This window comes from Salmonella sp. 32010601201800023SM, from assembly GCF_017572235.1.
Taxonomy (GTDB): domain Bacteria; phylum Pseudomonadota; class Gammaproteobacteria; order Enterobacterales; family Enterobacteriaceae; genus Salmonella; species Salmonella enterica.
Map to the genome: position 1 here is coordinate 208,412 of NZ_JAGEQS010000004.1, position 24,804 is coordinate 233,215.

The following is a 24,804-nucleotide window of genomic DNA, read 5'->3' on the forward strand; positions in this document are numbered from 1 at the left end:
GCTATCTTTCTGTCTTTATGACAATCCCATCACCGTTCCAACCAGTAACCAGATATTCAGGGCGACGACCAGCACGACAATTATCCAGCCAATCTGTTTTACCCGCCGCGTGTTCACCAGCTCGCCCATTAGCGTAGCGTTACTGGTGAAAATCAGGAGCGGCACCAGCGCCAGCGCAATACCAAAACTCAGCAGCACCTGGCTCATCACCAGAATTCGGGTAGGGTCCAGCCCCATCAAAATCACAATAAATGAGGGCAGCATGGTAATGGTGCGCCGTACCCACAGCGGAATGTGAAAACGGACAAACCCTTGCATCACCACCTGCCCCGCCAGAGTCCCTACCACGGTGGAGGAAAGCCCTGCCGCTACCAGACTAAGACCAAACACCGTTGCCGCCGCATGGCTTAGTAACGGTTCCAGCGTCAGGTATGCCTGATCGAGGTCGGCGATGCCAGTGTGGCCGCTAAAATGAAACGCCGCCGCGGCGGTCGCCATCATTGCCAGATTGACAAAACCGGCAATCGTCATGGCAATAGCGACATCCCATTTCGTTGCTGAGTACCGTTGTTGCCGCGTTCCGCCGTGCAGATGCTGTGTTAATGACGAGTGCAGATAAATCACGTGCGGCATAATCGTCGCGCCAAGCACGCCGGCGGCTAAGAATACGGCTTCCGGGTTCGGTAGCGCCGGGATAACCATTCCTTTGCCGAGCTGCGCCATATCAGGCTGAGAGAAAAACAGTTCCACAATGTAAGCGGCGGCGACAAAAAGCAGTAAACCGCCGATGACTTTTTCAAGCGGTTTTTGACCGCGGCGTTGTAACATTAAAATCAGAAACGTCGCGATACCGGTCAATACCGCGCCCTGTAATAAAGAGACGCCCAGGATCAGCTTAAAACCTATTGCTGCGCCGATAAATTCAGCTAAATCGGTGGCCATCGCGATGATTTCCGCCTGTACCCAGTAAAACCAGACTACCGGGCGCGGATAATGGTCGCGAATTTGCTCCGCCAGGTTCTTGCCCGTGGCGATTCCGAGTTTTGCCGAGAGGATTTGAATCAGCATCGCCATCAGGTTCGCCCAGACCACCACCCAGAGTAGCTGGTAGCCAAAGCTGGCGCCGGCCTGAATATTGGTCGCGAAGTTACCGGGATCGATATAACCAATCGCGGCAATGAACGCAGGTCCCATTAATGCGAGCCTTAGCTTGCGCGCCGCCCGTCCGCTGCTATTCTCTACGCGATTGTCAGTCATCTTTTGCCTCAAAAACATAGCCTTTGCTATGTTTCATGCTATGTTTATTGATAATGATTATCAAGTGCATTTCAATGGGTACGGGTGATTACTTTGATAGTGTGAAACGATAGACCGATACGATGACGACCTGTATCAGAACAGTTTGGCTTAACATTACAAGATTAGCACACTGATATAACTTTTCATTTTCATATTCAGTACAGTAAAAGTGTATTACAGATCACTAATTTTGAATCTCGTCACAGGTCCTTATTATAGTGTGTGTTGGATCTCGTTTTCTTTACGGCTGTTGCATAGAATGTGCACGAAAATTAAACCTGCCTCATATTTGGAGCAAATATGGACCGCGTCCTTCATTTTGTCCTGGCGCTTGCCGTTGTTGCGGTACTCGCACTGCTGGTTAGCAGCGACCGTAAAAAAATTCGCATTCGTTACGTCATTCAGTTACTTGTTATCGAAGTATTACTGGCCTGGTTCTTCCTGAACTCGGATGTTGGCCTTGGCTTCGTAAAAGGTTTCTCCGAGATGTTTGAAAAACTGCTCGGATTTGCCAACGAAGGGACAAACTTCGTCTTTGGCAGTATGAACGATCAAGGTTTGGCGTTCTTCTTCCTGAAAGTATTGTGCCCGATCGTCTTTATTTCCGCGTTGATCGGTATTCTTCAGCATATCCGCGTTCTGCCAGTGGTCATCCGCGCTATTGGTTTTCTGTTGTCCAAAGTAAACGGTATGGGCAAACTGGAGTCTTTTAACGCCGTCAGCTCGCTGATCCTCGGCCAGTCTGAGAACTTTATCGCTTATAAAGATATCCTCGGCAAAATGTCCCGTAACCGCATGTACACCATGGCGGCGACCGCAATGTCTACCGTTTCCATGTCTATCGTGGGCGCGTATATGACCATGCTGGACCCTAAATATGTGGTCGCAGCGCTGGTTCTGAACATGTTCAGCACCTTTATCGTTCTGTCGCTGATCAACCCCTATGTCGTTGATGCCAGCGAAGAAAATATTCAGATGTCGAACCTGCATGAAGGCCAAAGTTTCTTCGAAATGCTGGGCGAGTACATTCTGGCAGGTTTTAAAGTGGCGATTATCGTCGCGGCGATGCTGATCGGTTTCATCGCGCTGATCGCGGCGCTGAACGCGCTGTTCGCAACGGTTACCGGTTGGTTCGGCTACAGCATCTCCTTCCAGGGCATTCTGGGTTACATCTTCTACCCGGTCGCATGGGTAATGGGCGTACCGTCCAGTGAAGCGCTGCAGGTAGGAAGTATCATGGCGACCAAACTGGTTTCCAACGAATTCGTGGCGATGATGGATCTGCAGAAAATCGCCTCTACCCTCTCTCCACGCGCTGAAGGCATTATCTCCGTCTTCCTGGTGTCCTTCGCGAACTTCTCTTCCATCGGTATTATTGCGGGCGCGATTAAAGGCCTGAACGAAGAGCAAGGCAACGTGGTTTCCCGTTTTGGTCTGAAACTGGTTTACGGTTCTACGCTGGTGAGCGTACTGTCCGCCTCTATCGCGGCGCTGGTACTGTAAGTCTGGGTTTAATGTAGAAACCGGGGAGCTATCCCCGGTTTTTTTATGCCGCTTATTTGCCTAACGGGCGCGGGCGGCCAATCAGATATCCCTGCAAACTGTGTACGCCAAGCTGCAATAGCAGATCGCGCTGCGCAGGCGTTTCAACAAACTCAGCCACGACGCTCAACGATTTCGCTTTCGCTAAATCAGTGATGGATTTCACAATCATCGCATCCAGGGAGTCCGTCAGAATATCTTTTACGAAACAACCGTCGATTTTAATGATGTCCGCCTTGAGGCGTTTTAGCCGTTCATAGTTTGCATAACCGGTGCCGAAATCATCAATGGCGATTTTTAGACCAAACTTACGCAGCTGGTTGATATTGTGCATACTGATTTCGGAATCAGAGAAGGCCTGTTCTTCAGTAATTTCGATGATGACCGAAGCAGGCGGGACGCCATAGCGTTTAAAAAGCTGCATAATGCGCGACGCCGTCTCTTTTTGCAGCAGCGTCAGCGGCATCAAATTAACCGAAAAACGCGCCCCCTGCTCCGCCGAAGGATGCGCGGACAACCATTGCAGGAGCGCTTCCATCACCTGCATATCAAACCGTACGCTCAGGTTAAACTGGGCGATAAGCGGAATGAACTGATTCGGCATCATGATACCGTCGTCGCACCGAAGCCGCGTCAGAATCTCGTCATACCCTTTTCCCTGCGCGTCGCGAATGGGTTGCGCATACAAAACCAGCGCGCCACGCTCCAGCGCCTGACGGATTTTCTGCAACCGTAGCACCCGTTCCGTCGTCTGCCCGGAAGCGGCTTCAATACTCTGGGTCAGTGCAAGCACCCGACGATGCGAACAGGATTGCTCCGCCAGCCAGCTTAACTGCCCCAACAGCGGTTGCAAGGTTTCCTGGCGACCATCGAATGTTCCCCACGATGCGCCGTATTCCATGTCCAGACCGGTATTGTTCCAGTAAATTTTGCGGTTATTAAGCACATTAAGCATATATTGCAGGCGGGCTTCCGTCTCCGGTCCCGTCAATACCAGCAATAATTCACTGCCCGGCAGATGGAAAATTTTCTCCTTTTCCAGCAGCAGCGGCTGCAATACGCGAAACACCTCGCGTTCGCAATGCACGCGCATCTGCATACCGTAATGACGGCTCAGAAATTCCAGGTTTTCCATGCGTAGATAACACACGCTTTGCCCGGCATCCTGTAAAAGAAACTGCTCCAGCGCGCGCAGGTTAGGCAGTTGCGTCAACGGATCGGTCAATGCCTGCGAGTGCCATTGTCGATTCAACCATTCGCTGCGTTGATTAATCCGCGCCATGTACAACAAACAAATACTAAAAGAAATGAGAACTGAAAGGATAAATGCCAGCGAATATTCTGAGCCCACGCCCTGCAGAAAATTGCGGTTATAGCTAAGCAGGAATAGCGCAGTGAGAGCCCAACTAAAATTCAACAGCGGATAGCTGATTTTCCCCACGCCGATGGTAAATCCAATGAACAGGACTGGCACCAGATAGCCAGCAATATACTTTGTCTCGAAAGGCGTACACAGCACCGCTAATAGCGTCGCCAGAGTGGCAAACCAGAGAAGCGTAAACAGGCGTTTTTCTTTGGCGAGATAAGGAGCGATATCCCTCCGCCAGAAAATACGAATATAGTGCGGGCTGACTATCATCCGCAGCGGATAATAGAAAAAGAGGGTAAAAATAAGCGCGGCAGAAATCAGACTCAATAAATCAACAATCGAGAAAATAGCGGTGCCGGTGCCAAAGAAGGTAGAGATGGTCACCGGGAAAGCCAGGTAGTGCCCCGCCAGATGCATACTGATTTTTATGCCAAACGGCGTCATTAACCCTAACCAGAAAACGCGTAGCCAGATGCCTTGGTTGGGTATTCCGTAGCGCCAGCGCGCGCCCAGCTGCCAGCGTACGATAGCGCAAACCAGCAACACGGGAAACGTCTGGCAAAATAGCAGCACCATCGCCTGTGGCAGAGGTAAATGAAAATTCCATTCATTAGTCAACATCATTCCGCCTACCATCGGCGCGACGCCACGGCGGCCAAATAAAAACAGCACGGAAAACATGACGCAGAGCGGTAGCCAGGCCAGAAAGATATAGCTGGAATCAATTGTGGCGCGGGGAGAAATGAGACGAGATAGCAGAATAGCCGGAACGGTCAGGCAGAAGGCCAGTAAGAATATTTTTATATTTTTTAATACGTTACACTTATCCGGCATTGCTTTAATGCTCACATCATTATATAAGGCGCATGAATAATAAGTATATTCGCATTATGAAGCAATCTAACAAAAGCTCATATTGACCGCAAAAGCAGCGGCAAACAAACGCACCTGAAGAGCGGATCAGAGGCCATAAATTTTGTGACAAAAAGCAAAAACCCCCGCTTTTCAGCGAGGGTTCGAATATTGGTGGAGCTAAGCGGGATCGAACCGCTGACCTCTTGCATGCCATGCAAGCGCTCTCCCAGCTGAGCTATAGCCCCATAGTGCTTTTACGTATACGCCAAATTTATCGGGAGTAAATTTGGTGGAGCTAAGCGGGATCGAACCGCTGACCTCTTGCATGCCATGCAAGCGCTCTCCCAGCTGAGCTATAGCCCCACTACGTAAAGCTTGTCGAGTTGACGGGCGGCATCATATGAATTCCCTCGGCATGTGTCAACGGCAAAATGAACTTGCCGAATTCAATCGCTGAAAAAGCATTCAAATAAAGGACATTGCGGCACAACTCGCATTCAGTAGTTAAACACGTCACGGTTTCGACTAAAATGGTGCTATAAAATGAACCACTAATTAACCCCACGACTATTCAGGGAATCGTTATGTTCAAGGAACGGATGACGCCAGAAGAACTCGCTAATCTCACCGGTTACAGCCGACAAACCATCAATAAATGGGTACGGAAAGAAGGCTGGGCAACATCGCCCAAACCTGGCGTCCAGGGCGGTAAAGCCCGTCTGGTTCATGTAAACGAACAGGTTCGTGAATATATCCGCAGCGCTGAACGTTCAGTTGACCATCACGCAGACACATTCACGCCTGCCAGCAACGCATCGCTTGAAGCGCTGCTCATGACGCTCGCCAAAGAGATGACCTCATCCGAGCAGAAACAGTTTACCTCTCTCCTCGTGCGTGAAGGGATTACCGGTTTGTTACAACGCTTAGGGATACGCGATAGCAAATAATATGAAAAGATTACGCAGTAAAATGACCACTGAAGAGCTGGCTGAATGCCTCGGCGTGGCCAGACAAACCGTCAATCGCTGGATCAGAGAACAACACTGGAAAACCGAAAAATTTCCCGGCGTCAAAGGCGGACGCGCAAGGCTCATCCATATTGATGCCAGCGTGCGGGAATTTATTCTCAATATTCCGGCTTTTCGCAAACTGCCTGCGTTTTATCAGGCGGAAGAAGCTTTCGCAGAATATGCGAACGCGGCGCACAGTCACGCTTATCGACAAATTATTGATGCCGTTGAAAATATGTCTGCTCAGGAACAGGAAAAACTGGCGCTGTTTTTATCGCGGGAAGGTATTCGCGGATTTCTGACGCGTTTAGGTATCAATGAGGCGGACTAACAAATAATAAACGGCAGGCGTCTGCCCTGCCGTTTATTCTGTTTCAGCTGGCGTTACTGCTGGCTTTCACGCTCGGCGATAAAGCCCAGCGCTTTGTTGATGCGCTCAATGCTGCGGGTTTTACCAATCGCATGTACGGTGACATCCAGCGCAGGCGACTGCCCGGCACCGGTCACAGCCACACGCAGCGGCATCCCCACTTTACCCATCCCCACTTCCAGCTCATCCGCCGTGGCCTGAATCGCGTGGTGGACGTTTTCTGCTGACCAGTCCGTAATCGCCGACAGCTTGTCGCGCACCACTTCCAGCGGCTGACGCGCCACCGGGCGGAGGTGTTTTTTCGCCGCATCGGCGTCAAACTCACTGAAGTCTTCATAGAAGTAGCGGCAGCTCTGCGCCATCTCTTTCAGAGTTTTGCAGCGCTCACCCAGCAACTTCACCAGTTCAGCAAGCTGCGGGCCGTTACGGGTGTCGATATTTTCCTGCTCGATATGCCACTGCAAATGCGTCGCCACATATTCCGGCGCCAGCGTATTGATATAGTGGTGGTTCAGCCACAGCAGTTTATCGGTGTTGAACGCGCTCGCAGACTTGCTCACCGCACCGAGGGAGAACAGCTTGATCATCTCTTCGCGGGTGAAGATTTCCTGATCGCCGCTGGACCAGCCCAGACGCACCAGATAGTTCAGCAACGCTTCCGGCAGATAACCGTCATCGCGATACTGCATCACGCTCACCGCACCGTGGCGTTTAGACAGCTTTTTACCGTCGTCGCCGTTAATCATCGACACATGCGCGTACATCGGCACCGGCGCGTTTAACGCTTTCAGAATGTTAATCTGGCGCGGAGTATTGTTGATATGGTCTTCGCCACGAATCACATGAGTAATTTCCATATCCCAGTCGTCCACCACCACACAGAAGTTGTAGGTCGGCGAACCGTCGGTACGACGAATGATCAGATCGTCCAGCTCCTGATTGCTGAATTCGATCGGCCCACGGATCTGATCATCAAAAATAACGGAACCGTCCTGCGGGTTGGCAAAGCGCACCACGCATGGCTCATCGTCGGCATGATGTTCGTGGCTGTGACGGCAACGCCCGTCATAACGCGGCTTCTCGCCTTTCGCCATCTGATCTTCACGCAGTTGCTCCAGACGCTCTTTAGAGCAGTAGCATTTATAGGCTGTTCCCGCCTCCAGCATCTCGTCAATCACCGCGTTATAGCGATCAAAACGTTTGGTCTGGAAATATGGGCCTTCGTCCCATTCCAGGTTCAGCCAGTTCATACCATCCATGATGGCTTCAATGGCTTCCGGCGTGGAACGCTCAAGATCGGTGTCTTCAATACGCAGCACGAACTCACCGCCGTGGTGACGTGCGAAAAGCCAGGAATAAAGAGCAGTACGCGCGCCGCCGACGTGCAGATAACCTGTCGGGCTAGGCGCGAAGCGAGTTTTGATTTTCATGAAATGGCCTTACGTTTATAAAGATGCCGACAACCGGCAAATCCTGGAAAGATGAATAGCCTTGTATTCTATCACTGTGGCTTGATTCCTCAATGTTGATCCGGTCAGAACGCTGCGCTTTGCTATTTCCGTATAGAAATCATGCAGTGCGGGGTAATTCACGATCGTTTTGTTTAATTTTACGACGAACAAACAAAAACTTTAGAAAATGCGTTGACTCATTTTCAACTCTCCCTATAATGCGACTCCACACAGCGGGGGTGATTAGCTCAGCTGGGAGAGCACCTCCCTTACAAGGAGGGGGTCGGCGGTTCGATCCCGTCATCACCCACCAACTACTTTATGTAGTCTCCGCCGTGTAGATAAGAAATTGAGAAGTGGGTGATTAGCTCAGCTGGGAGAGCACCTCCCTTACAAGGAGGGGGTCGGCGGTTCGATCCCGTCATCACCCACCACTTTCTCGCCAGCTAAATTTCTTATTGTGAAGTACCGAAGTGGGTGATTAGCTCAGCTGGGAGAGCACCTCCCTTACAAGGAGGGGGTCGGCGGTTCGATCCCGTCATCACCCACCACTTCGGGTCGTTAGCTCAGTTGGTAGAGCAGTTGACTTTTAATCAATTGGTCGCAGGTTCGAATCCTGCACGACCCACCAATGTAAAAAAGCGCCCTAAAGGCGCTTTTTTACTATCTGCGATATGGAAGATTCGAACCTGCAGCAGGTTCGGGTCTTGCCTGATGCGCTGCGCTTATCAGGCCTACAGACGACACCGCCGCGTAGGCCGGATAAGACGTTAGTCGCCATCCGGCACAGACATCATACCGTCAACGCCGCCACCAGTTTCTCCAGTGCTGGCGTTGCCTGCTGCTGGTCATACACAATATACAAATCCGCCGGAATACGTTCCTCTAACGGACGGAACACCACACCCGGCCAGCTCATTTGCGCATAGCCATCAGCCATCAACGTAATCCCGATCCCCATACTGATCATCGCCAACACCGTTTGCGGCTCAACCACTTCCCGAATAATCATTGGCGAGAAACCCGCCTGTTGGCATACACGTTGTAAAAATCCCCAATCAGAATGTACGGAAGGCAACGTAACAAAATATTCATTGCGCAACGCCGACAGCGGCACAGAATCTCTGGATGCCAGATCGTGATCTTCCGGAACTGCAACCATGAATGCAGATTCATGCAAACGTATGCTGGTAAAACCGACTGCTGGTTCGATAGCCATACGCCAGATCCCTGCATCAAGTTCCCGACGCTCTAACAACGCCATTTGCATACCTGGAGACTTTTCGCGAAAAAGTACTTCAACATTGGGATTTGCTTTCAAAAAGTGACGCATCGCAGGACGCATTCTTCCCCACAGCGCCGTACCAACCACACCCAGTTCAATGCGCCCCGCTTCACCGCGACCAATCTGCTCCACTCGCGCCAGCGCCTGATTTGCATTGGCTAACAAGCGACGTGACTCCTCCATTAAAACTTTCCCGGCATGGGTTAATGCAACGCTGCGGGAATGACGAATAAACAGCAATGTACCCAGTTGCTGTTCAAGTTCTTTGATATGGATACTCAAGGGAGGTTGTGACATATTTAACCGGGCAGCAGCCCGGCCAAAATGCAATTCTTCTGCAACAGCGAGGAAATAACGTAATAGCTTTAGATCAATACGATGGGCTCGTTCCATCACTATCGCACTCCAGGAATAAGGGATAACGTCTGGAATTTACCATATTACCTAGTAAAAAATAGATTTAACGACAAGATACCCAATATACATAAATACAATAGATAATACCCCGGGTAAAACATTTGGTGCGGGAATAGGTATACGGCATAAAGTAAAAAATGCGCCAATACCAAATCCAATACCGGAGGAGAGAATAATTTCTTTCATGCTGTGTCCTTGTTCATAAAAATGGACTGGCGAACATCCTCTCGCCAGTCAAATAAAATTAATGTGCTAATGATTTGGTCGACAGTTTTTCTGGATGGTGCTGATATTTAAAGAACAATGCAAAAATAACGGCCAATGCCAGAGCGTAGGCGGCAAAGACCAGCCAGATGGTTTGCCAATCTTTTACGCCATCAATAGAAAAATAATCCACGGCCATACCGCTTAAAAGAGACCCAATCCACGCCCCCACGCCGTTAACCATGGTCATAAACAACCCCTGCGCGCTGGCGCGAATACTTGAGTCCACCTCCTGCTCTACAAATATTGACCCTGAGATGTTGAAGAAATCAAATGCGCAGCCATAAACAATCATCGACAGCAGCAATAGCACAAAGCCAAACGGGGATGGATCGCCAAAGGCAAAGAAGCCGAAACGCAGCGTCCACGCCAGCATGCTCATCAGCATTACCGTTTTAATACCAAAGCGTTTAAGGAAGAACGGAATGGTGAGGATAAAGCCCACTTCCGCCATCTGCGAAACTGAAAGCAAGATAGAGGGATACTTCACCACAAAGCTGTCGGCAAACTCAGGATTACGGGCAAAATCATGCAGGAACGGATTACCGAAGACATTGGTAATTTGCAGCACCGCCCCCAACATCATCGCAAACAAAAAGAAGATTGCCATGCGTGGATTTTTAAACAGAACAAAAGCATCCAGTCCGAGCTTACTGGCAAGCGTGGTGTTCGCCTTCTTCTCGGCTACCGGAATTTTCGGTAACGTCAGCGCATACAGGGCCAGCAATAACGATGCGCCAGAAGCGATGTATAATTGCGCACTGCTCAGTTCCAGCCCCATCAGGCTCACCGCCCACATCGCAACAATAAAACCTATTGTGCCGAAAACGCGCACAGGCGGAAATGACGTTACCGGATCCTGACCTGCTTTCGCCAGACAGGAGTACGAAACGCTATTGGATAATGCAATCGTTGGCATATACGCCATCGCATTAACCAACATCACCCAGAACATCGTCTGGGGATCGGTAACGGTGGTGGCGTATAATAACGCCCCCGCGCAAACCAGATGGCAAAGCATATAGGCTCGCTCAGCGCGCAGCCATTTATCAGCAATGATCCCCATAATGCCCGGCATGATAATCGCTGCCAGTCCTTTTGAGCTGTAGACCATACCGACATTCGCGCCGGTAAAATCCAGAGTGTTGATCATGTAAGAGCCCAGGGTAACCAGCCAGCTCCCCCAGATAAAATATTGCAAGAACGACATGACTTTTAAGCGGGACGTAATACCCATTTTTTATTCCTTGCCGTGAGATAAAGCCCCAATACGGGGCCGTAGTCATTGTGTTTAGGCCAGCTTACGTAAAAAGCCGCAAATCAGATTGATAAAGTTCTGCCGGGAAAGTTCAGCCGCCGCCAGCGTTTGCGCATGGGAGAGTTTTACATCGCCCAGCCCTTCCGCCAGATTGGTGATCGCTGAGACGGCAACAACTTTGAGACCACAATGACGTGCGCTAATCACCTCAGGGACAACGGACATTCCGACCACATCGCCGCCAATAATCTGCATCATGCGGATTTCTGCCGCCGTTTCGAAGTTCGGACCCGGATAAGAAACAAATACGCCTTCAGTGAGGGGGAATCCCTCCTCTGCCGCAACGGACTGAAGCATGGCGCGATAATCTGCGTCATAAGCATTAGCCAGCGAGAAGAAGCGATCGCCATAACGATCATCGTTTGGCCCCACCATCGGCGTACCGGGCATCGTATTAATGTGATCGCTAAGCGCAACCAGGCTACCCGGCCCCACTTCCGGACGCAGAGATCCTGCCGCATTGGTGCAGAACAACACTTCACAGCCCAGTAATTTCAACGTGCGAATGGCATCGGTCATCACCGCCATTCCACGCCCTTCATAAAAATGTCCGCGGCCTTTCATACAGGCCACCGGAACACCCGCCAGATGGCCGAGCACCAGTTCACCAGCATGGCCGTGTACGGTACTGACGGGAAATCCCGGCAATTTCTCGTAAGAAATGGCTACCGCATCTTCGATTTGATCCGCCAGAGCACCCAACCCGGAGCCTAAAATAAACGCGACGCGCGGGGTAAATGCCGGTTTATGTGCATGAATAATATCAACACAATACTCAGGATTATGAGAAAAAATAGCGTGAGGCATAAGTTTCCTTGTTCTATCGGATTTAATTTGACTCCTTTTTATAACGACCATCGCCCCTTGCTGACCAATACACTTTTCACGTGTCATCAATAGCCATTTAATATCGATAGATTTAGATCGCTTCTGTATTAATACAGTGGGAAAACAGTATTGGTTTTTGCTTGCACTTCATATTAACAATATGCCGCTTTCATATTTATAAATTGCCTCTTTTTAATTAACCCATTAATAATTATCGGCATAGGGAAATATGCTATGAAAAAAATTCTTACTCTGACGCTTTCTTCTTTACTCATTATTCCCGCACTCACCCATGCGGAATTTAAAGGCGGGTTCGCCGATATCGGCCTCCATTACCTCGACTGGACATCAGACACCACGGAAAAAACCAGTAAAAAATCCCATAAAGATGATTTTGGGTACCTGGAACTGGAAGGCGGAGCGAATTTTAGCTGGGGAGAAATGTACGGGTTCTTCGACTGGGAAAATTTTTACAATGGCCGCCACGCTAAACCAGGCAGCGAACAGCGTTACACCTTTAAAAATACCAACCGTATTTATCTGGGCGATACAGGATTAAACCTCTATCTCCATGCCTACGGGACGTACGGTTCACCTCATCGCGCTAATTTCCATGATGACATGTTTCTCTATGGTTTAGGCTATAACTTCACAGGTAACGGTTACTGGTTTAAACCCTTCTTTGCCAAACGTTATACCGATCAGACCTACTACACAGGCGATAATGGTTATGTATTAGGTTGGGTGGCCGGCTATAGCTTCTCGTTGGGTAGTGAGAAATTCAGCGTAACGAACTGGAATGAGTATGAGTTTGACCGCGATGCGTCCTACGCTGCGGGCAATGGCGGGAAAGATGGCATTAATGGCGCAGTAGCGCTGTGGTGGAATGCGACTCCTCACCTGACCGCAGGAGTACAATATCGTTACGCTGATAATAAGTTAGGAGAATCCTTCCTGCAGGATGGCATTATTTATTCCATCAAATACCTGTTTTAACACACTGCCCTGTCAAAAATGGCAGGGCAAGACCGCACCTCACACACGGACAGATAGATATTTATAGCTGATACAGCGGATCTTTCGCCCTCGCGGCGGTTAATTCGCTGGCCTGAGTACGCACCACGTCCCACAACGCCTGCGCCGCCGTGGAGAGCGATCGGTTTTTTCGCCGCGCCAGCATGAGCTGCCTTTCAACTACGGGCGTCAGCCGTTTAACCTGTAAGTGGCTGCCCTGCGGGAGCGGTAACGCCAGCGCGGGCAGCACGCTGATGCCGATTCCCGCTTCCACCATTGGAAACAGCGTGGCCGGGTGACCAATCTCCTGCACGATATCCGCCTCAATAGCAAAATGGGCCAGCGCCGCATCAATCAGCGGTCGACTGCCGGAAGCATAATCCTGTAAGACCAGCGAGGCCTGTTTAAGATCCTGCCAGCTTACCCATTCCTGATGCGCCAGCGGATGATCCTGGCGACACAACAGTAAAAAAGGCTCTGATAAGATGGCTTCACACTGTAAATCCACCGCTGCGCCGGGATCGATAACGATGCCAAAATCCACTTCACCCTGGCGGATGCTCTCCAGCACCCACTGCTGCGGACGATCGTGCAATACAAAATCAATAGCGGGATAAAGTGAATTACTTTGGGCAATGCATTGCGGAATAAGATGCGCAGAAATGGTTTGGCTCGCGGCAACGCGCACGGTGCCGGTTAATTGTGTCCCTACTCTGCCTGCATCGCGCAGTATGCTGTTCAGTTCATCAAGCACCCGCTCCAGACGCGTCGCCAGTTGTTGCCCCGCCTCGGTCAGCACCACCTCACGCGTGGTGCGATCCAGCAGTCTGACGCCGGTTTGCCGCTCCAGCTCTTTTACGCTATGACTGACCGCAGACTGGCTCAGTCCAATCCTGTCCCCTGCCCGACTGAAACTTTTGGCCTGGGCGACGGTAATAAAAATACGCAGTTGACGCAGTGAATAGTTCATCGACTAGATTCATATATAGATGCAATAAATCAATTTTATTTCTCAAAGCGAAAAACGCAAAATAGCTGCACCGACTTTCAGGAGTTTTTATGAAACTTTTTCGTATCCTTGACCCTTTCACGCTGACACTTATCACCGTGGTACTACTGGCCTCTTTTTTCCCGGCGGAAGGCGGCTTTGTGCCTGTCGTTGAAGGCATTACGACAGCGGCCATCGCTCTGCTGTTTTTTATGCATGGCGCGAAGCTTTCGCGTGAAGCGATCATCGCTGGCGGCAGCCACTGGCGGTTGCATCTGTGGGTCATGTGCAGCACTTTTGTGCTCTTTCCTGTCCTCGGCGTACTGTTTGCCTGGTGGGCGCCTGTCAATGTCGACCCTATGCTCTACAGCGGCTTTCTGTATCTGTGTATTTTGCCCGCCACCGTGCAGTCTGCGATTGCGTTTACTTCACTCGCGGGCGGTAACGTCGCGGCCGCGGTGTGCTCAGCGTCTGCGTCCAGCCTGCTGGGCATTTTCCTGTCGCCGCTGCTGGTCGGTCTGGTAATGAATATTCATGGCGCGCAGGGCAGTCTGGAAGAGGTGGGCAAAATTATGCTGCAACTGCTGCTGCCTTTTGTGCTGGGACACCTGTCTCGCCCGTGGATCGGCAATTGGGTCGCGCGCAACAAAAAGTGGATCGCGAAAACGGATCAGACCTCTATTCTGTTGGTGGTCTACTCGGCGTTCAGCGAAGCGGTGGTCAACGGCATCTGGCACAAAGTCGGCTGGGGATCGCTGCTGTTTATCGTCGTGGTCAGCCTCATACTGCTGGCGATCGTCATAGCCATTAACGTCTTTGTCGCCCGTAAATGCGGCTTCAATAAAGCCGACGAAATCACTATTGTCTTCTGCGGTTCGAAAAAAAGCCTGGCCAACGGGATCCCGATGGCCAATATTCTGTTTCCGACGTCAGTGCTGGGTATGATGGTATTACCGCTGATGATCTTCCACCAGATCCAACTGATGGTCTGCGCAGGGCTGGCGCGGCGCTACAAACGCCAGACCGAGAAGTTACAGGCGCAGCAGGAAAGCCGCGCCGCGAAAGCTTAAAGCGGGCGTTTCAGGGGCTGTACCAGTTGCGTCAGCCCCTCGGTTTTAATCAGCAGCGTGATTTGCATCAACTCCCCTAGTTTACCCGCCGGAAATTGATCTTTACGGGCAAACCACAGCAAATACTCTTCCGGAAGGTCGATCAATCGACGTCCCTGATATTTGCCAAAGGGCATCACGGTGTTGGCGATTTCAACCAGCTGCTCTTTTTCCATCTCAGGCACCCAGTAAGCGGATCATTTCCGCTTCATCAATCACGGTAATACCCAGTTCCTGCGCTTTGGCCAGTTTGGAGCCCGCCGCTTCACCGGCAATCACCAGATCGGTTTTCTTCGATACGCTGCCTGCCACTTTCGCGCCCAGCGCCGCTAAACGCGCTTTAGCGTCATCGCGGGACATCTGGCTCAGGCTACCGGTTAGTACCACGGTTTTACCGGCAAACGGGCTATCGATCTCTTGCACATTAATGACTACCGGCGCGGGCCAGTGAACCCCTTCCGCCAGTAGCTGCACAATCACGTCACGATTACTCTCTTCGGCAAAAAAGTTAAAGACGTGCGTAGCGACCACAATCCCCACGTCGGGTACTTTCTGCAACTCGTCAATGGTGGCAGCCTGCAGCGCCTCCAGCGTGCCGAAATACGCCGCCAGCCCCGCCGCCGTCGCTTCACCCACTTCACGGATGCCCAGCGCATAGAGAAAACGCGCAAAGGTCGTCGCTTTGGCTTTTTCCAGCGCGTTTACAACATTTTGCGCGGACTTTGGCCCCATTCGGTCCAGGCCGGTCAGTTTACCCGCCGTCAGACGGAACAGATCCGCTGGCGTATGGACATACTCCCTTTCCACCAGTTGGTCGATGATCTTATCGCCCATCCCGTCTACATCCATCGCCCGGCGCGACACAAAATGTTTCAGCGACTCTTTACGCTGCGCGCCGCAAATCAGCCCGCCGGTACAACGGGTAACGGCTTCGCCTTCGACGCGCTCTACGTCCGATCCGCACACCGGACAGTGCGTTGGAAACACAATCGGACGCGTCTCTTCAGGGCGTTCGGACAGAACCACGTTGACCACCTGAGGGATCACATCGCCTGCCCGACGGATAACCACCTTATCGCCAATGCGCAAGCCAAGTCGCTCAATTTCATCGGCATTATGCAACGTGGCATTGCTGACCAGCACACCAGCCACCTGAACCGGTTCCAGACGCGCCACCGGCGTAATCGCCCCGGTGCGCCCGACCTGAAACTCAACATCGCGCACAAAAGTCATCTGCTCCTGAGCAGGAAATTTAAACGCCACCGCCCAGCGCGGCGCGCGGGCCACAAAGCCCAGCTGTTCCTGCAAAGCCAGCGAGTTGACCTTAATCACCACGCCGTCGATATCAAAACCGAGCGTGGGGCGATCTTTTTCGACGTTGCGATAAAAATCCAGAACCGCCTGGGGAGAATCGCACAGCGTCACGCGATCGCTGACCGGTAACCCCCACGCTTTAAATTGCAGCAAACGTCCCAGATGCGTATCCGGCAACTCGCCGCCTTCCAGAATACCGACGCCGTAGCAGAAAAATGTTAGCGGTCGCTTCGCCGTAATACGCGGATCGAGCTGACGCAACGAGCCCGCCGCCGCGTTACGCGGGTTAGCAAACACTTTGCCGCCAGTGCGGCGCGCGTCTTCATTGATCTTTTCGAACCCGGCCTGCGGTAAAAATACCTCTCCGCGAACTTCAAGACGCGCCGGAATGTTATCGCCGTGCAGCTTTAACGGAATGGCGCGAATCGTGCGCACGTTTGAAGTGATATCTTCACCGGTGGTGCCGTCGCCACGCGTCGCAGCGCTCACCAGCACGCCGTTTTCATACAGAATGCTGACCGCCAGACCATCCAGCTTTAGCTCGCAGCACCAGATGACATTTTCCGTGCTTTTTAGACGATCCTGCACTCGCTTGTTAAACGCCAGGAAGCTTTCTTCATCAAATACGTTATCGAGCGACAGCATCGGTACTTCATGGCGAATCTGGTTGAATGCCGTCAGCGGCGCCGCGCCAACGCGCTGCGTGGGCGAATCCGGCGTGATAAGGTCCGGACGTTGCGCCTCCAGCTCTCGCAGTTCCCGCATCAGGCGGTCATATTCGGCGTCGGGAATCTCTGGCGCATCCATCACATGATACAGATATTCATGATGGCGAAGCGTGGTTCGCAGTTCTGTCAGTTGTTGTTCGATTGGTTCCATATCACACCATCAATGATAAAAAACCCCCGACAGGCGGGGGTTACGTTAAAAATGTCACACCTGCGTTAACCTCAGGCGTTAGCGTCCATCACCTCGCGGATGCGGTCCTGATATTCGCGCAGTTTCTGCGGCGTCATCATCCGACGCTGGTCATCCAGCACGACGCCACCGACCTCATCAGCGATATGCTGCGCGGATTGCAGCATCAGCTTGAAGTTCTGCAGCGCATCGCCGTAAGACGGTACCTGCATAAAGATAGTGACGCCAGGCGTAGTGAAGTCCGTCATTTCAGGATCGAACGTTCCCGGATTGACCATATTCGCGAGACTGAACAAGGCCGGGCCGCTGCCGTCCGGGCTCAAATGACGATGGAAAATATTCATATCGCCAAATTTAAAGCCTGACTGCTGAATACTGTTCAGTAACACTTCACCATTAAGCTCGCTGCCATGATGGGCCGCGACGTTCATAATGATGACCGCCTCTTTACGCTGCGGTTTTTCCACAACCGGCGCTTCTTCCACTACCGGTTCCGCCTCAACCACAGGTTCCGCAGGCTGGAAGGTTTGCGCTGATGGCGGCGGCGCGGGCTGCGCAACAGGCTGCGGCGCTTGCGACGGCGGTGCAGACTGCTGTTGCGGCGGCTGTACCGGCGGCGCAGATGGCTGAACCTGCTGAGGCTGCGGCGCAGGTTGGACCGGTTGCTGAACCGGCTGTTGCATCGGCGCTTGCGGCTGCGGCGGCGCCGCTGGACGCGGTTGCGCAGACGCATAAGGCGGCTGGTACTGGTGTTGCGGCGACTGACGAGGGGCATCATGCTCCTGCGACTGGCCGGGGGCATGATTTACGCGGTGAACACGAACTTCACCCACGCCTTCGTCTTCTTCGACATCGTCGTCATACGAGTCGTCGTCGCGTTTCGATTTCATGCGTTTTAGTGGACGATCGCGGAACATAGAAGATCGTTCTTTACGGCTGGTCCAGAAACCATGTACCAGTAAAGCGATTATGGCGATCGCGCCAACAATGATTAATATCAGACGCAAATCCTGCATCATTATATTCTCTGTTGTTCTAACACCTTGCCACCACGGCAAACATTTACTCACTAAGAGTATTTGCCGATTACGTCAAGTGCAAGTGTACTGTTGGCTTTCGCAGCATAAAGATGAAGGAAAATGTGCTTTTTGCTGTTTTTTCGAACATTTCCGAACTATCCACCGTCTGATAACCGGGTAAGATATCCCACGTTTACCCAGGGCTTTAAGAAAAAGGAGTATGTCCTGAATATGGTTTCATCATCCACAACCGTACCACGTAGCGGCGTCTATTATTTCTCGCAAGGATGGAAGTTAGTCACCCTACCGGGAATCCGCCGCTTTGTTATTTTACCTTTGCTGGTCAACATTGTGCTGATGGGCGGCGCATTTTGGTGGCTGTTTACCCAACTTGACGCCTGGATACCTTCGTTGATGAGTCATGTGCCGGACTGGCTGCAATGGCTGAGCTATCTGCTGTGGCCGATTGCGGTTATCTCTGTTCTGTTGGTCTTTGGCTATTTTTTCTCTACCCTCGCCAACTGGATCGCCGCGCCGTTTAACGGCCTTTTAGCCGAACAGCTTGAGGCGCGGTTAACCGGCGCCACGCCGCCAGATACAGGCATACTCGGCATCATGAAAGATGTACCGCGCATTATGAAACGTGAATGGCAAAAGCTGGCGTGGTATCTGCCGCGCGCTATTGTGCTGCTGATTCTCTATTTTATTCCTGGCATTGGCCAAACCATCGCGCCGGTGCTGTGGTTTTTGTTCAGCGCCTGGATGCTGGCGATTCAGTATTGCGACTATCCGTTTGATAACCACAAAGTGCCGTTTAAAACGATGCGCGCCGCGTTGCGCACGCAGAAGGTGGCGAATATGCAATTTGGCGCGCTCACCAGCCTCTTTACGATGATTCCGGTGCTTAACCTGTTCATTATGCCTGTCGCCGTCTGTGGCGCGACGGCAATGTGGGTTGATTGCTGGCGTGCTAAGCACGCGTTATGGAAATAACGTAAAAATGTATAAATAAGAGATGGCTTATGCTGTCTCTTATTCCATACTGATAACCATTATTTCCCATCAGCATATAGATATGCGAAATCCTTACTTCCCCATATCTGGCTGGAAGGTATGCTGGGAAGGTATCCCAATTTCATACAGTTAAGGACAGGCCATGAGTAAGATTTATGAAGATAACTCGCTGACTATCGGTCATACGCCGCTGGTTCGACTGAACCGTATCGGTAATGGACGCATTCTGGCGAAGGTGGAGTCGCGCAACCCGAGCTTCAGCGTCAAGTGCCGTATCGGCGCCAATATGATTTGGGATGCCGAAAAGCGTGGCGTACTGAAACCTGGCGTGGAACTGGTGGAGCCGACCAGCGGCAACACCGGTATTGCGCTGGCGTATGTCGCCGCCGCGCGCGGTTACAAACTCACCCTGACCATGCCGGAAACCATGAGCATTGAACGCCGCAAGCTACTCAAAGCATTAGGCGCGAATCTGGTGCTGACCGAAGGGGCGAAAGGGATGAAAGGCGCTATTCAGAAAGCCGAAGAAATTGTCGCCAGCGATCCGCAAAAATATCTCCTGCTCCAGCAGTTCAGCAACCCTGCCAACCCGGAAATCCATGAAAAAACCACCGGCCCGGAAATCTGGGAAGACACCGATGGTCAGGTGGATGTGTTTATCTCCGGCGTCGGCACTGGCGGTACGTTAACCGGCGTCACGCGTTATATCAAAGGGACGAAGGGTAAAACCGATCTTATCACCGTTGCGGTAGAACCCACTGACTCCCCGGTTATTGCCCAGGCGCTGGCTGGTGAAGAGATCAAACCAGGCCCGCATAAAATTCAGGGCATCGGCGCAGGCTTCATCCCGGGCAACCTGGATCTGAAACTGATTGATAAAGTGGTTGGCATCACCAATGAAGAAGCCATTTCTACCGCGCGCCGTCTGATGGAAGAGGAAGGTATTCTGGCAGGAATTTCTTCCGGTGCCGCGGTTGCTGCAGCGCTTAAGCTGCAGGAAGATGAAAGCTTTACCAATAAGAATATTGTGGTTATCCTACCTTCATCAGGTGAGCGTTATCTGAGCACCGCGTTGTTCGCCGATCTCTTTACTGAGAAAGAACTGCAACAGTGATGCCAGCATGTTAAAAACGCGTAAAAAAGCACCTTTTTGGGTGCTTTTTTGTGGCCTGCTTCAAACTTTCACCTCACCTGGCATTGATTCACCCTGCCGGAACTGGTATTTAACCAGACTAATTATTTTGATGCGCGAAATTAATCGTTACAGGAAAAGCGTTAGCTGAATCGATTTTATGATTTGGTTCAACTCTTCCTTTCGCGGCATAATGTTTAATGACGAGCGAAACGTCAGCGGCCATAAGTTGCCAGCAACGGATTGCGTAGAACACCTTTTGTGTCGCGTCCCGTTTACGCCGGCGCTAACAATACAGGCTAAAGTTGAGCCGCCAGGCTAGACTTTAGTTCCACAACACTAAACCTATAAGTTGGGGAAATACAATGTTCCAGCAAGAAGTTACCATTACCGCTCCGAACGGTCTGCACACCCGCCCTGCTGCTCAGTTTGTTAAAGAAGCAAAAGGCTTCACTTCTGAGATTACTGTGACTTCCAACGGCAAAAGCGCCAGCGCGAAAAGCCTGTTTAAACTGCAGACTCTGGGCCTGACTCAAGGCACCGTCGTCACCATCTCCGCAGAAGGTGAAGATGAGCAGAAAGCGGTTGAACATCTGGTCAAACTGATGGCGGAACTCGAGTAAGTTTTTTTCCGGGTTCTTTTAAAAATCAGTCACAAGTAAGGTAGGGTTATGATTTCAGGCATTTTAGCATCCCCGGGTATCGCTTTCGGCAAAGCACTGCTGCTGAAAGAAGACGAAATCGTCATTGACCGGAAAAAAATTTCTGCCGACAAGGTTGATCAGGAAGTTGAACGTTTTCTGAGCGGTCGTGCCAAGGCATCTGCGCAACTGGAAGCGATCAAGACAAAAGCTGGTGAAACGTTCGGTGAAGAAAAAGAAGCCATCTTTGAAGGGCATATTATGCTGCTCGAAGATGAGGAGCTGGAGCAGGAAATCATAGCCCTGATTAAAGATAAGCACATGACGGCTGACGCAGCCGCACATGAAGTTATCGAAGGTCAGGCCACTGCCCTGGAAGAACTGGATGACGAATACCTGAAAGAGCGTGCGGCTGACGTACGTGATATCGGTAAGCGCCTGCTGCGCAACATCCTGGGTCTGGCCATTATCGATCTGAGCGCGATTCAGGAAGAAGTTATCCTGGTTGCCGCTGACCTGACGCCGTCAGAAACCGCGCAGCTGAACCTGCAGAAAGTGCTGGGCTTCATCACCGACGCGGGCGGACGCACGTCTCATACCTCCATCATGGCGCGTTCTCTGGAACTGCCGGCGATCGTAGGTACCGGTAGCGTCACCGCTCAGGTGAAAAACGGCGATTATCTGATTCTGGATGCCGTAAACAACCAGGTTTACGTCAACCCGACCAACGATGTTATTGAGCAACTGCGCGCCGTCCAGGAGCAGGTTGCGACCGAGAAAGCGGAACTGGCTAAACTGAAAGATCTGCCGGCAATCACGCTGGATGGACATCAGGTTGAAGTTTGCGCCAACATCGGTACCGTTCGTGACGTTGAAGGCGCTGAGCGCAACGGCGCGGAAGGCGTTGGTCTGTATCGTACTGAATTCCTGTTCATGGATCGCGACGCGCTGCCGACGGAAGAAGAGCAGTTTGCCGCCTATAAAGCGGTCGCTGAAGCGTGCGGCTCGCAGGCGGTTATCGTCCGTACCATGGACATTGGCGGCGACAAAGAGCTGCCGTACATGAACTTCCCGAAAGAAGAGAACCCGTTCCTGGGCTGGCGCGCCGTGCGTATCGCCATGGATCGCAAAGAGATCCTGCGTGACCAGGTTCGCGCGATTCTGCGTGCCTCCGCTTTCGGTAAATTGCGCATTATGTTCCCGATGATCATCTCTGTTGAAGAAGTTCGCGCGCTGCGCAAAGAGATTGAAATCTACAAACAGGAACTGCGTGACGAAGGTAAAGCATTTGACGAAAGCATTGAGATTGGCGTGATGGTGGAAACACCGGCTGCGGCGACAATTGCGCGTCATTTAGCCAAAGAAGTTGATTTCTTTAGTATCGGCACCAATGATTTAACGCAGTACACCCTGGCAGTTGACCGTGGTAATGATATGATTTCACACCTTTACCAGCCAATGTCACCGTCCGTACTGAACTTGATCAAGCAAGTTATTGATGCTTCTCATGCAGAAGGTAAATGGACTGGCATGTGTGGTGAGCTTGCAGGCGACGAACGTGCTACACTTCTGTTGCTGGGGATGGGTCTGGACGAATTCTCTATGAGCGCCATTTCTATCCCGCGCATTAAGAAGATTATCCGTAACACGAACTTCGAAGATGCGAAGGTGTTAGCAGAGCAGGCTCTTGCTCAACCGACAACGGACGAGTTAATGACGCTGGTTAACAAGTTCATTGAAGAAAAAACAATCTGCTAATCCACGAGATGCGGCCCAATTTACTGCTTAGGAGAAGATCATGGGTTTGTTCGATAAACTAAAATCTCTGGTTTCTGATGATAAGAAAGACACCGGAACTATTGAGATTGTTGCCCCGCTCTCTGGCGAGATCGTCAACATCGAAGACGTGCCGGATGTAGTTTTTGCTGAAAAAATCGTTGGTGATGGCATCGCTATCAAACCAACCGGTAACAAAATGGTCGCCCCTGTTGACGGTACCATCGGCAAAATCTTTGAAACCAACCATGCGTTCTCTATCGAATCCGATAGCGGCATTGAGCTGTTCGTTCACTTCGGTATCGACACCGTTGAGCTGAAAGGCGAAGGCTTCAAGCGTATTGCTGAAGAAGGTCAGCGCGTGAAAGTTGGCGATCCGGTCATCGAGTTCGATCTGCCGTTGCTGGAAGAAAAAGCCAAGTCTACCCTGACTCCGGTTGTTATCTCCAACATGGATGAAATCAAAGAACTGATCAAACTGTCCGGTAGCGTGACCGTGGGTGAAACTCCGGTTATCCGCATTAAGAAGTAATTCTTGCCGCAGTGAAGAATGGCGCCTTTGGGCGCCATTTTTTTGCCTGTAGGCCGGATAAGGCGCTTGCGCCGCCATCCGGCGATGGTGTGGCGCACTGCCTGATGGCGCTACGCTTATCAGGCCTACAAGGTTGCGAACATTTCAGCGCCAATCCACGGGTTACAACTGCGAGGTCACCGGGCGAAAGCACTTCTCGCGCATCAGGATCTTCATCCCATCCGGGCCACTCTCCAGCATCCTGCGTTCGGAATCGGACACTTGCAACTCGCACTGATAGCCGCCAGTGATGCCAAACATCGCCCGCGCTACGCAAATATCTTCCAGCGCGTCCAGCCCGCTCGTTTCAAAATGCCCCACGATACGTCCCTGCTGGCGAACCACCAGCCGATAACTCTTCATCGCGCCTCCCCTGCCGGCGGCAGAATTAACTCATCACAGCCACACTGCTGTGTCCAGGTCATCACCTCCAGCACGCGCTGCGCCGCATCTTTTGCCGCGGTCGTCAGTTTTTTCCCCTGCACAATACCGCTGACCAGCTCGGCGCAGAAGAGATCTCCCGTCCCTTTTAACTCCGTCGCCACCCGCGGATGGGCAAAGACTTCCACGACCTGCGCGGTAACGACGGCAACCGTTATGGTCTCCAGAGATTCGCCCGGCGCGCTGGTGATAACCACCCATTTCAGCGTATCGGAAAGCAGCGATTGCGCCGCTGCCACCGCCTCTTCCAGCGTGCGACACGGTTTACCACTCAGCATCTCCAGCTCAAATACGTTCGGCGTTAGCCCCTGCGCCTGCGGCAACAAATGTGTGCGATAAGCCTGCGGAATTTCCGCCTGCACATACATTCCACTGTCGGTATCGCCAATGACCGGATCAACAAGAATACACACCTCCGGATGCGAAGCCCGGATCGCCATTAGCCACTTCGAAAGCAAGACAATTTGGTCTGCGCTGCCCATGTAACCGGTGGTAATCGCTTTTAATTCACGTAGCGCATCGCGCTCATTCAACGCCGTAAGGTAGCCTGCAAACCACTCGGCGGGAATAATGCCGCCATAAAAGGTTTTATAGTGCGGCGTATTGCTGAACAGCACCGTCGGGACCGCCGTCACGCGTAGTCCCTGCGCTTTAATGGCCGGAACAGCGATGCTGTTGCCTACGCTGCCGTACACGACCTGTGACTGGACGGCGACGATATCGGTCTGTAATGCCCGATGGTTGTCGTCGAAGAGCACTGACTGAATATCACTCTCTTGTCCCATAAAATTTTCCTCTCGCTGGACAGCAGGCTACCGCCTCATTATCATTGTCATATGCTAAAATTCATTTTGTCATA

The 24,804-nt window shown here is 51.6% G+C and carries 23 protein-coding genes and 6 tRNA genes; 14 read left to right on the forward strand and 15 right to left on the reverse strand.

Annotated elements, in window-relative coordinates; translation table 11 throughout:
• Positions 1–15: 15 nt before the first annotated feature.
• Positions 16–1,257: an Nramp family divalent metal transporter gene (locus J4617_RS14315; RefSeq protein ID WP_000131734.1), complete on the reverse strand. Its 1,242-nt coding sequence runs from the start codon at positions 1,255–1,257 to the stop codon at positions 16–18.
• Between the two features lie 342 nt (positions 1,258–1,599).
• On the opposite strand from J4617_RS14315, the gene nupC reads away from it, so the two are divergent.
• On the forward strand, positions 1,600–2,802 hold the full coding sequence (gene nupC / locus J4617_RS14320; protein WP_000376347.1) for a nucleoside permease NupC: 1,203 nt from the start codon (positions 1,600–1,602) through the stop codon (positions 2,800–2,802).
• 52 nt (positions 2,803–2,854) lie between these two features.
• Here the strand turns inward: nupC and J4617_RS14325 are convergent, their stop codons facing one another.
• From J4617_RS14325 to J4617_RS14335, 3 genes are all read right to left on the reverse strand, one after another.
• The gene (locus J4617_RS14325) at positions 2,855–5,044 is read right to left on the reverse strand and encodes a sensor domain-containing phosphodiesterase (RefSeq protein WP_208290702.1); all 2,190 of its coding nucleotides are present in this window, start codon (positions 5,042–5,044) and stop codon (positions 2,855–2,857) included.
• 190 nt (positions 5,045–5,234) lie between these two features.
• Positions 5,235–5,310, reverse strand: a tRNA-Ala gene (locus J4617_RS14330).
• 42 nt (positions 5,311–5,352) lie between these two features.
• Positions 5,353–5,428 (reverse strand) — tRNA-Ala (locus J4617_RS14335).
• Positions 5,429–5,649: 221 nt separating this feature from the next.
• On the opposite strand from J4617_RS14335, the gene J4617_RS14340 reads away from it, so the two are divergent.
• Positions 5,650–6,012: a YfeC-like transcriptional regulator gene (locus tag J4617_RS14340; RefSeq protein WP_000472034.1), complete on the forward strand. Its 363-nt coding sequence runs from the start codon at positions 5,650–5,652 to the stop codon at positions 6,010–6,012.
• 1 nt (position 6,013) lies between these two features.
• Positions 6,014–6,406: a YfeC-like transcriptional regulator gene (locus tag J4617_RS14345; protein ID WP_000826514.1), complete on the forward strand. Its 393-nt coding sequence runs from the start codon at positions 6,014–6,016 to the stop codon at positions 6,404–6,406.
• 53 nt (positions 6,407–6,459) lie between these two features.
• Here the strand turns inward: J4617_RS14345 and gltX are convergent, their stop codons facing one another.
• Complete coding sequence (gltX, locus tag J4617_RS14350) at positions 6,460–7,875, reverse strand: glutamate--tRNA ligase (RefSeq protein WP_000695623.1); 1,416 nt, start codon at positions 7,873–7,875, stop codon at positions 6,460–6,462.
• Positions 7,876–8,133: 258 nt separating this feature from the next.
• On the opposite strand from gltX, the gene J4617_RS14355 reads away from it, so the two are divergent.
• From J4617_RS14355 to J4617_RS14370, 4 genes are all read left to right on the forward strand, one after another.
• A tRNA-Val gene (locus tag J4617_RS14355) sits at positions 8,134–8,209 on the forward strand.
• Positions 8,210–8,254: 45 nt separating this feature from the next.
• Positions 8,255–8,330 (forward strand) — tRNA-Val (locus tag J4617_RS14360).
• Between the two features lie 41 nt (positions 8,331–8,371).
• Positions 8,372–8,447, forward strand: a tRNA-Val gene (locus J4617_RS14365).
• A 4-nt stretch (positions 8,448–8,451) separates the two neighbouring features.
• Positions 8,452–8,527 (forward strand) — tRNA-Lys (locus J4617_RS14370).
• 162 nt (positions 8,528–8,689) lie between these two features.
• Here the strand turns inward: J4617_RS14370 and J4617_RS14375 are convergent.
• The 4 genes from J4617_RS14375 to xapA are packed head-to-tail and all read right to left on the reverse strand — an operon-like array spanning position 8,690 to position 11,987.
• Positions 8,690–9,574, reverse strand: a complete 885-nt coding sequence (locus J4617_RS14375) for a LysR family transcriptional regulator (RefSeq protein WP_000438886.1) — start codon at positions 9,572–9,574, stop codon at positions 8,690–8,692.
• A 51-nt stretch (positions 9,575–9,625) separates the two neighbouring features.
• Positions 9,626–9,784: a DUF1427 family protein gene (locus J4617_RS14380; protein ID WP_000658727.1), complete on the reverse strand. Its 159-nt coding sequence runs from the start codon at positions 9,782–9,784 to the stop codon at positions 9,626–9,628.
• Between the two features lie 58 nt (positions 9,785–9,842).
• A complete protein-coding gene (locus J4617_RS14385; RefSeq protein ID WP_065680795.1) occupies positions 9,843–11,099 on the reverse strand; it encodes a nucleoside permease in 1,257 nt (418 codons plus the stop codon).
• A gap of 54 nt (positions 11,100–11,153) precedes the next feature.
• A complete protein-coding gene (xapA, locus tag J4617_RS14390; RefSeq protein WP_017465501.1) occupies positions 11,154–11,987 on the reverse strand; it encodes a xanthosine phosphorylase in 834 nt (277 codons plus the stop codon).
• A gap of 255 nt (positions 11,988–12,242) precedes the next feature.
• Here xapA and J4617_RS14395 point away from each other — a divergent pair, with 255 nt between their 5' ends.
• Positions 12,243–13,004, forward strand: coding sequence for an outer membrane protein (locus J4617_RS14395; protein WP_000722926.1), 762 nt, complete (start codon positions 12,243–12,245; stop codon positions 13,002–13,004).
• Positions 13,005–13,065: 61 nt separating this feature from the next.
• Here the strand turns inward: J4617_RS14395 and J4617_RS14400 are convergent, their stop codons facing one another.
• The gene (locus J4617_RS14400) at positions 13,066–13,992 is read right to left on the reverse strand and encodes a LysR family transcriptional regulator (protein ID WP_001109831.1); all 927 of its coding nucleotides are present in this window, start codon (positions 13,990–13,992) and stop codon (positions 13,066–13,068) included.
• 89 nt (positions 13,993–14,081) lie between these two features.
• On the opposite strand from J4617_RS14400, the gene J4617_RS14405 reads away from it, so the two are divergent.
• On the forward strand, positions 14,082–15,080 hold the full coding sequence (locus J4617_RS14405) for a bile acid:sodium symporter family protein (RefSeq protein WP_000765569.1): 999 nt from the start codon (positions 14,082–14,084) through the stop codon (positions 15,078–15,080).
• On the opposite strand, the gene J4617_RS14410 is transcribed toward J4617_RS14405, so the two are convergent.
• The 3 genes from J4617_RS14410 to zipA all read right to left on the reverse strand — a co-directional run bounded on the left by J4617_RS14410 (position 15,077) and on the right by zipA (position 18,370).
• Positions 15,077–15,295 (reverse strand): DUF3820 family protein, encoded by a 219-nt coding sequence (locus J4617_RS14410; protein ID WP_001519708.1) that lies wholly within the window; start codon positions 15,293–15,295, stop codon positions 15,077–15,079. The two genes, J4617_RS14405 and J4617_RS14410, sit on opposite strands and share 4 nt — an antisense overlap.
• A 1-nt stretch (position 15,296) precedes the next feature.
• Positions 15,297–17,312 carry an NAD-dependent DNA ligase LigA gene (gene ligA, locus J4617_RS14415; protein WP_017465500.1) on the reverse strand — a complete coding sequence of 672 codons (2,016 nt, stop codon included), beginning with the start codon at positions 17,310–17,312 and terminating at the stop codon, positions 15,297–15,299.
• 71 nt (positions 17,313–17,383) lie between these two features.
• Entirely contained in the window at positions 17,384–18,370 is a 987-nt protein-coding gene (zipA, locus tag J4617_RS14420; protein ID WP_000983131.1) for a cell division protein ZipA, read from the reverse strand.
• A gap of 231 nt (positions 18,371–18,601) precedes the next feature.
• Between zipA and cysZ the strand changes: the two genes are divergently transcribed.
• The 5 genes from cysZ to crr all read left to right on the forward strand — a co-directional run bounded on the left by cysZ (position 18,602) and on the right by crr (position 23,465).
• Positions 18,602–19,363: a sulfate transporter CysZ gene (gene cysZ / locus J4617_RS14425; protein WP_000255006.1), complete on the forward strand. Its 762-nt coding sequence runs from the start codon at positions 18,602–18,604 to the stop codon at positions 19,361–19,363.
• Positions 19,364–19,526: 163 nt separating this feature from the next.
• On the forward strand, positions 19,527–20,498 hold the full coding sequence (gene cysK, locus J4617_RS14430; RefSeq protein ID WP_000036904.1) for a cysteine synthase A: 972 nt from the start codon (positions 19,527–19,529) through the stop codon (positions 20,496–20,498).
• 383 nt (positions 20,499–20,881) lie between these two features.
• Positions 20,882–21,139 carry a phosphocarrier protein Hpr gene (ptsH, locus tag J4617_RS14435; RefSeq protein ID WP_000487600.1) on the forward strand — a complete coding sequence of 86 codons (258 nt, stop codon included), beginning with the start codon at positions 20,882–20,884 and terminating at the stop codon, positions 21,137–21,139.
• A gap of 48 nt (positions 21,140–21,187) precedes the next feature.
• Positions 21,188–22,915 carry a phosphoenolpyruvate-protein phosphotransferase PtsI gene (ptsI, locus tag J4617_RS14440; RefSeq protein ID WP_000623114.1) on the forward strand — a complete coding sequence of 576 codons (1,728 nt, stop codon included), beginning with the start codon at positions 21,188–21,190 and terminating at the stop codon, positions 22,913–22,915.
• Between the two features lie 40 nt (positions 22,916–22,955).
• On the forward strand, positions 22,956–23,465 hold the full coding sequence (gene crr / locus J4617_RS14445; RefSeq protein ID WP_000522253.1) for a PTS glucose transporter subunit IIA: 510 nt from the start codon (positions 22,956–22,958) through the stop codon (positions 23,463–23,465).
• Positions 23,466–23,627: 162 nt separating this feature from the next.
• On the opposite strand, the gene J4617_RS14450 is transcribed toward crr, so the two are convergent.
• Positions 23,628–23,867, reverse strand: a complete 240-nt coding sequence (locus J4617_RS14450) for a hypothetical protein (RefSeq protein ID WP_000844541.1) — start codon at positions 23,865–23,867, stop codon at positions 23,628–23,630.
• Positions 23,864–24,730: a pyridoxine/pyridoxal/pyridoxamine kinase gene (gene pdxK, locus J4617_RS14455; protein WP_000529613.1), complete on the reverse strand. Its 867-nt coding sequence runs from the start codon at positions 24,728–24,730 to the stop codon at positions 23,864–23,866. Before pdxK ends, J4617_RS14450 begins: the two co-directional genes overlap by 4 nt.
• Positions 24,731–24,804 lie beyond the last annotated feature (74 nt).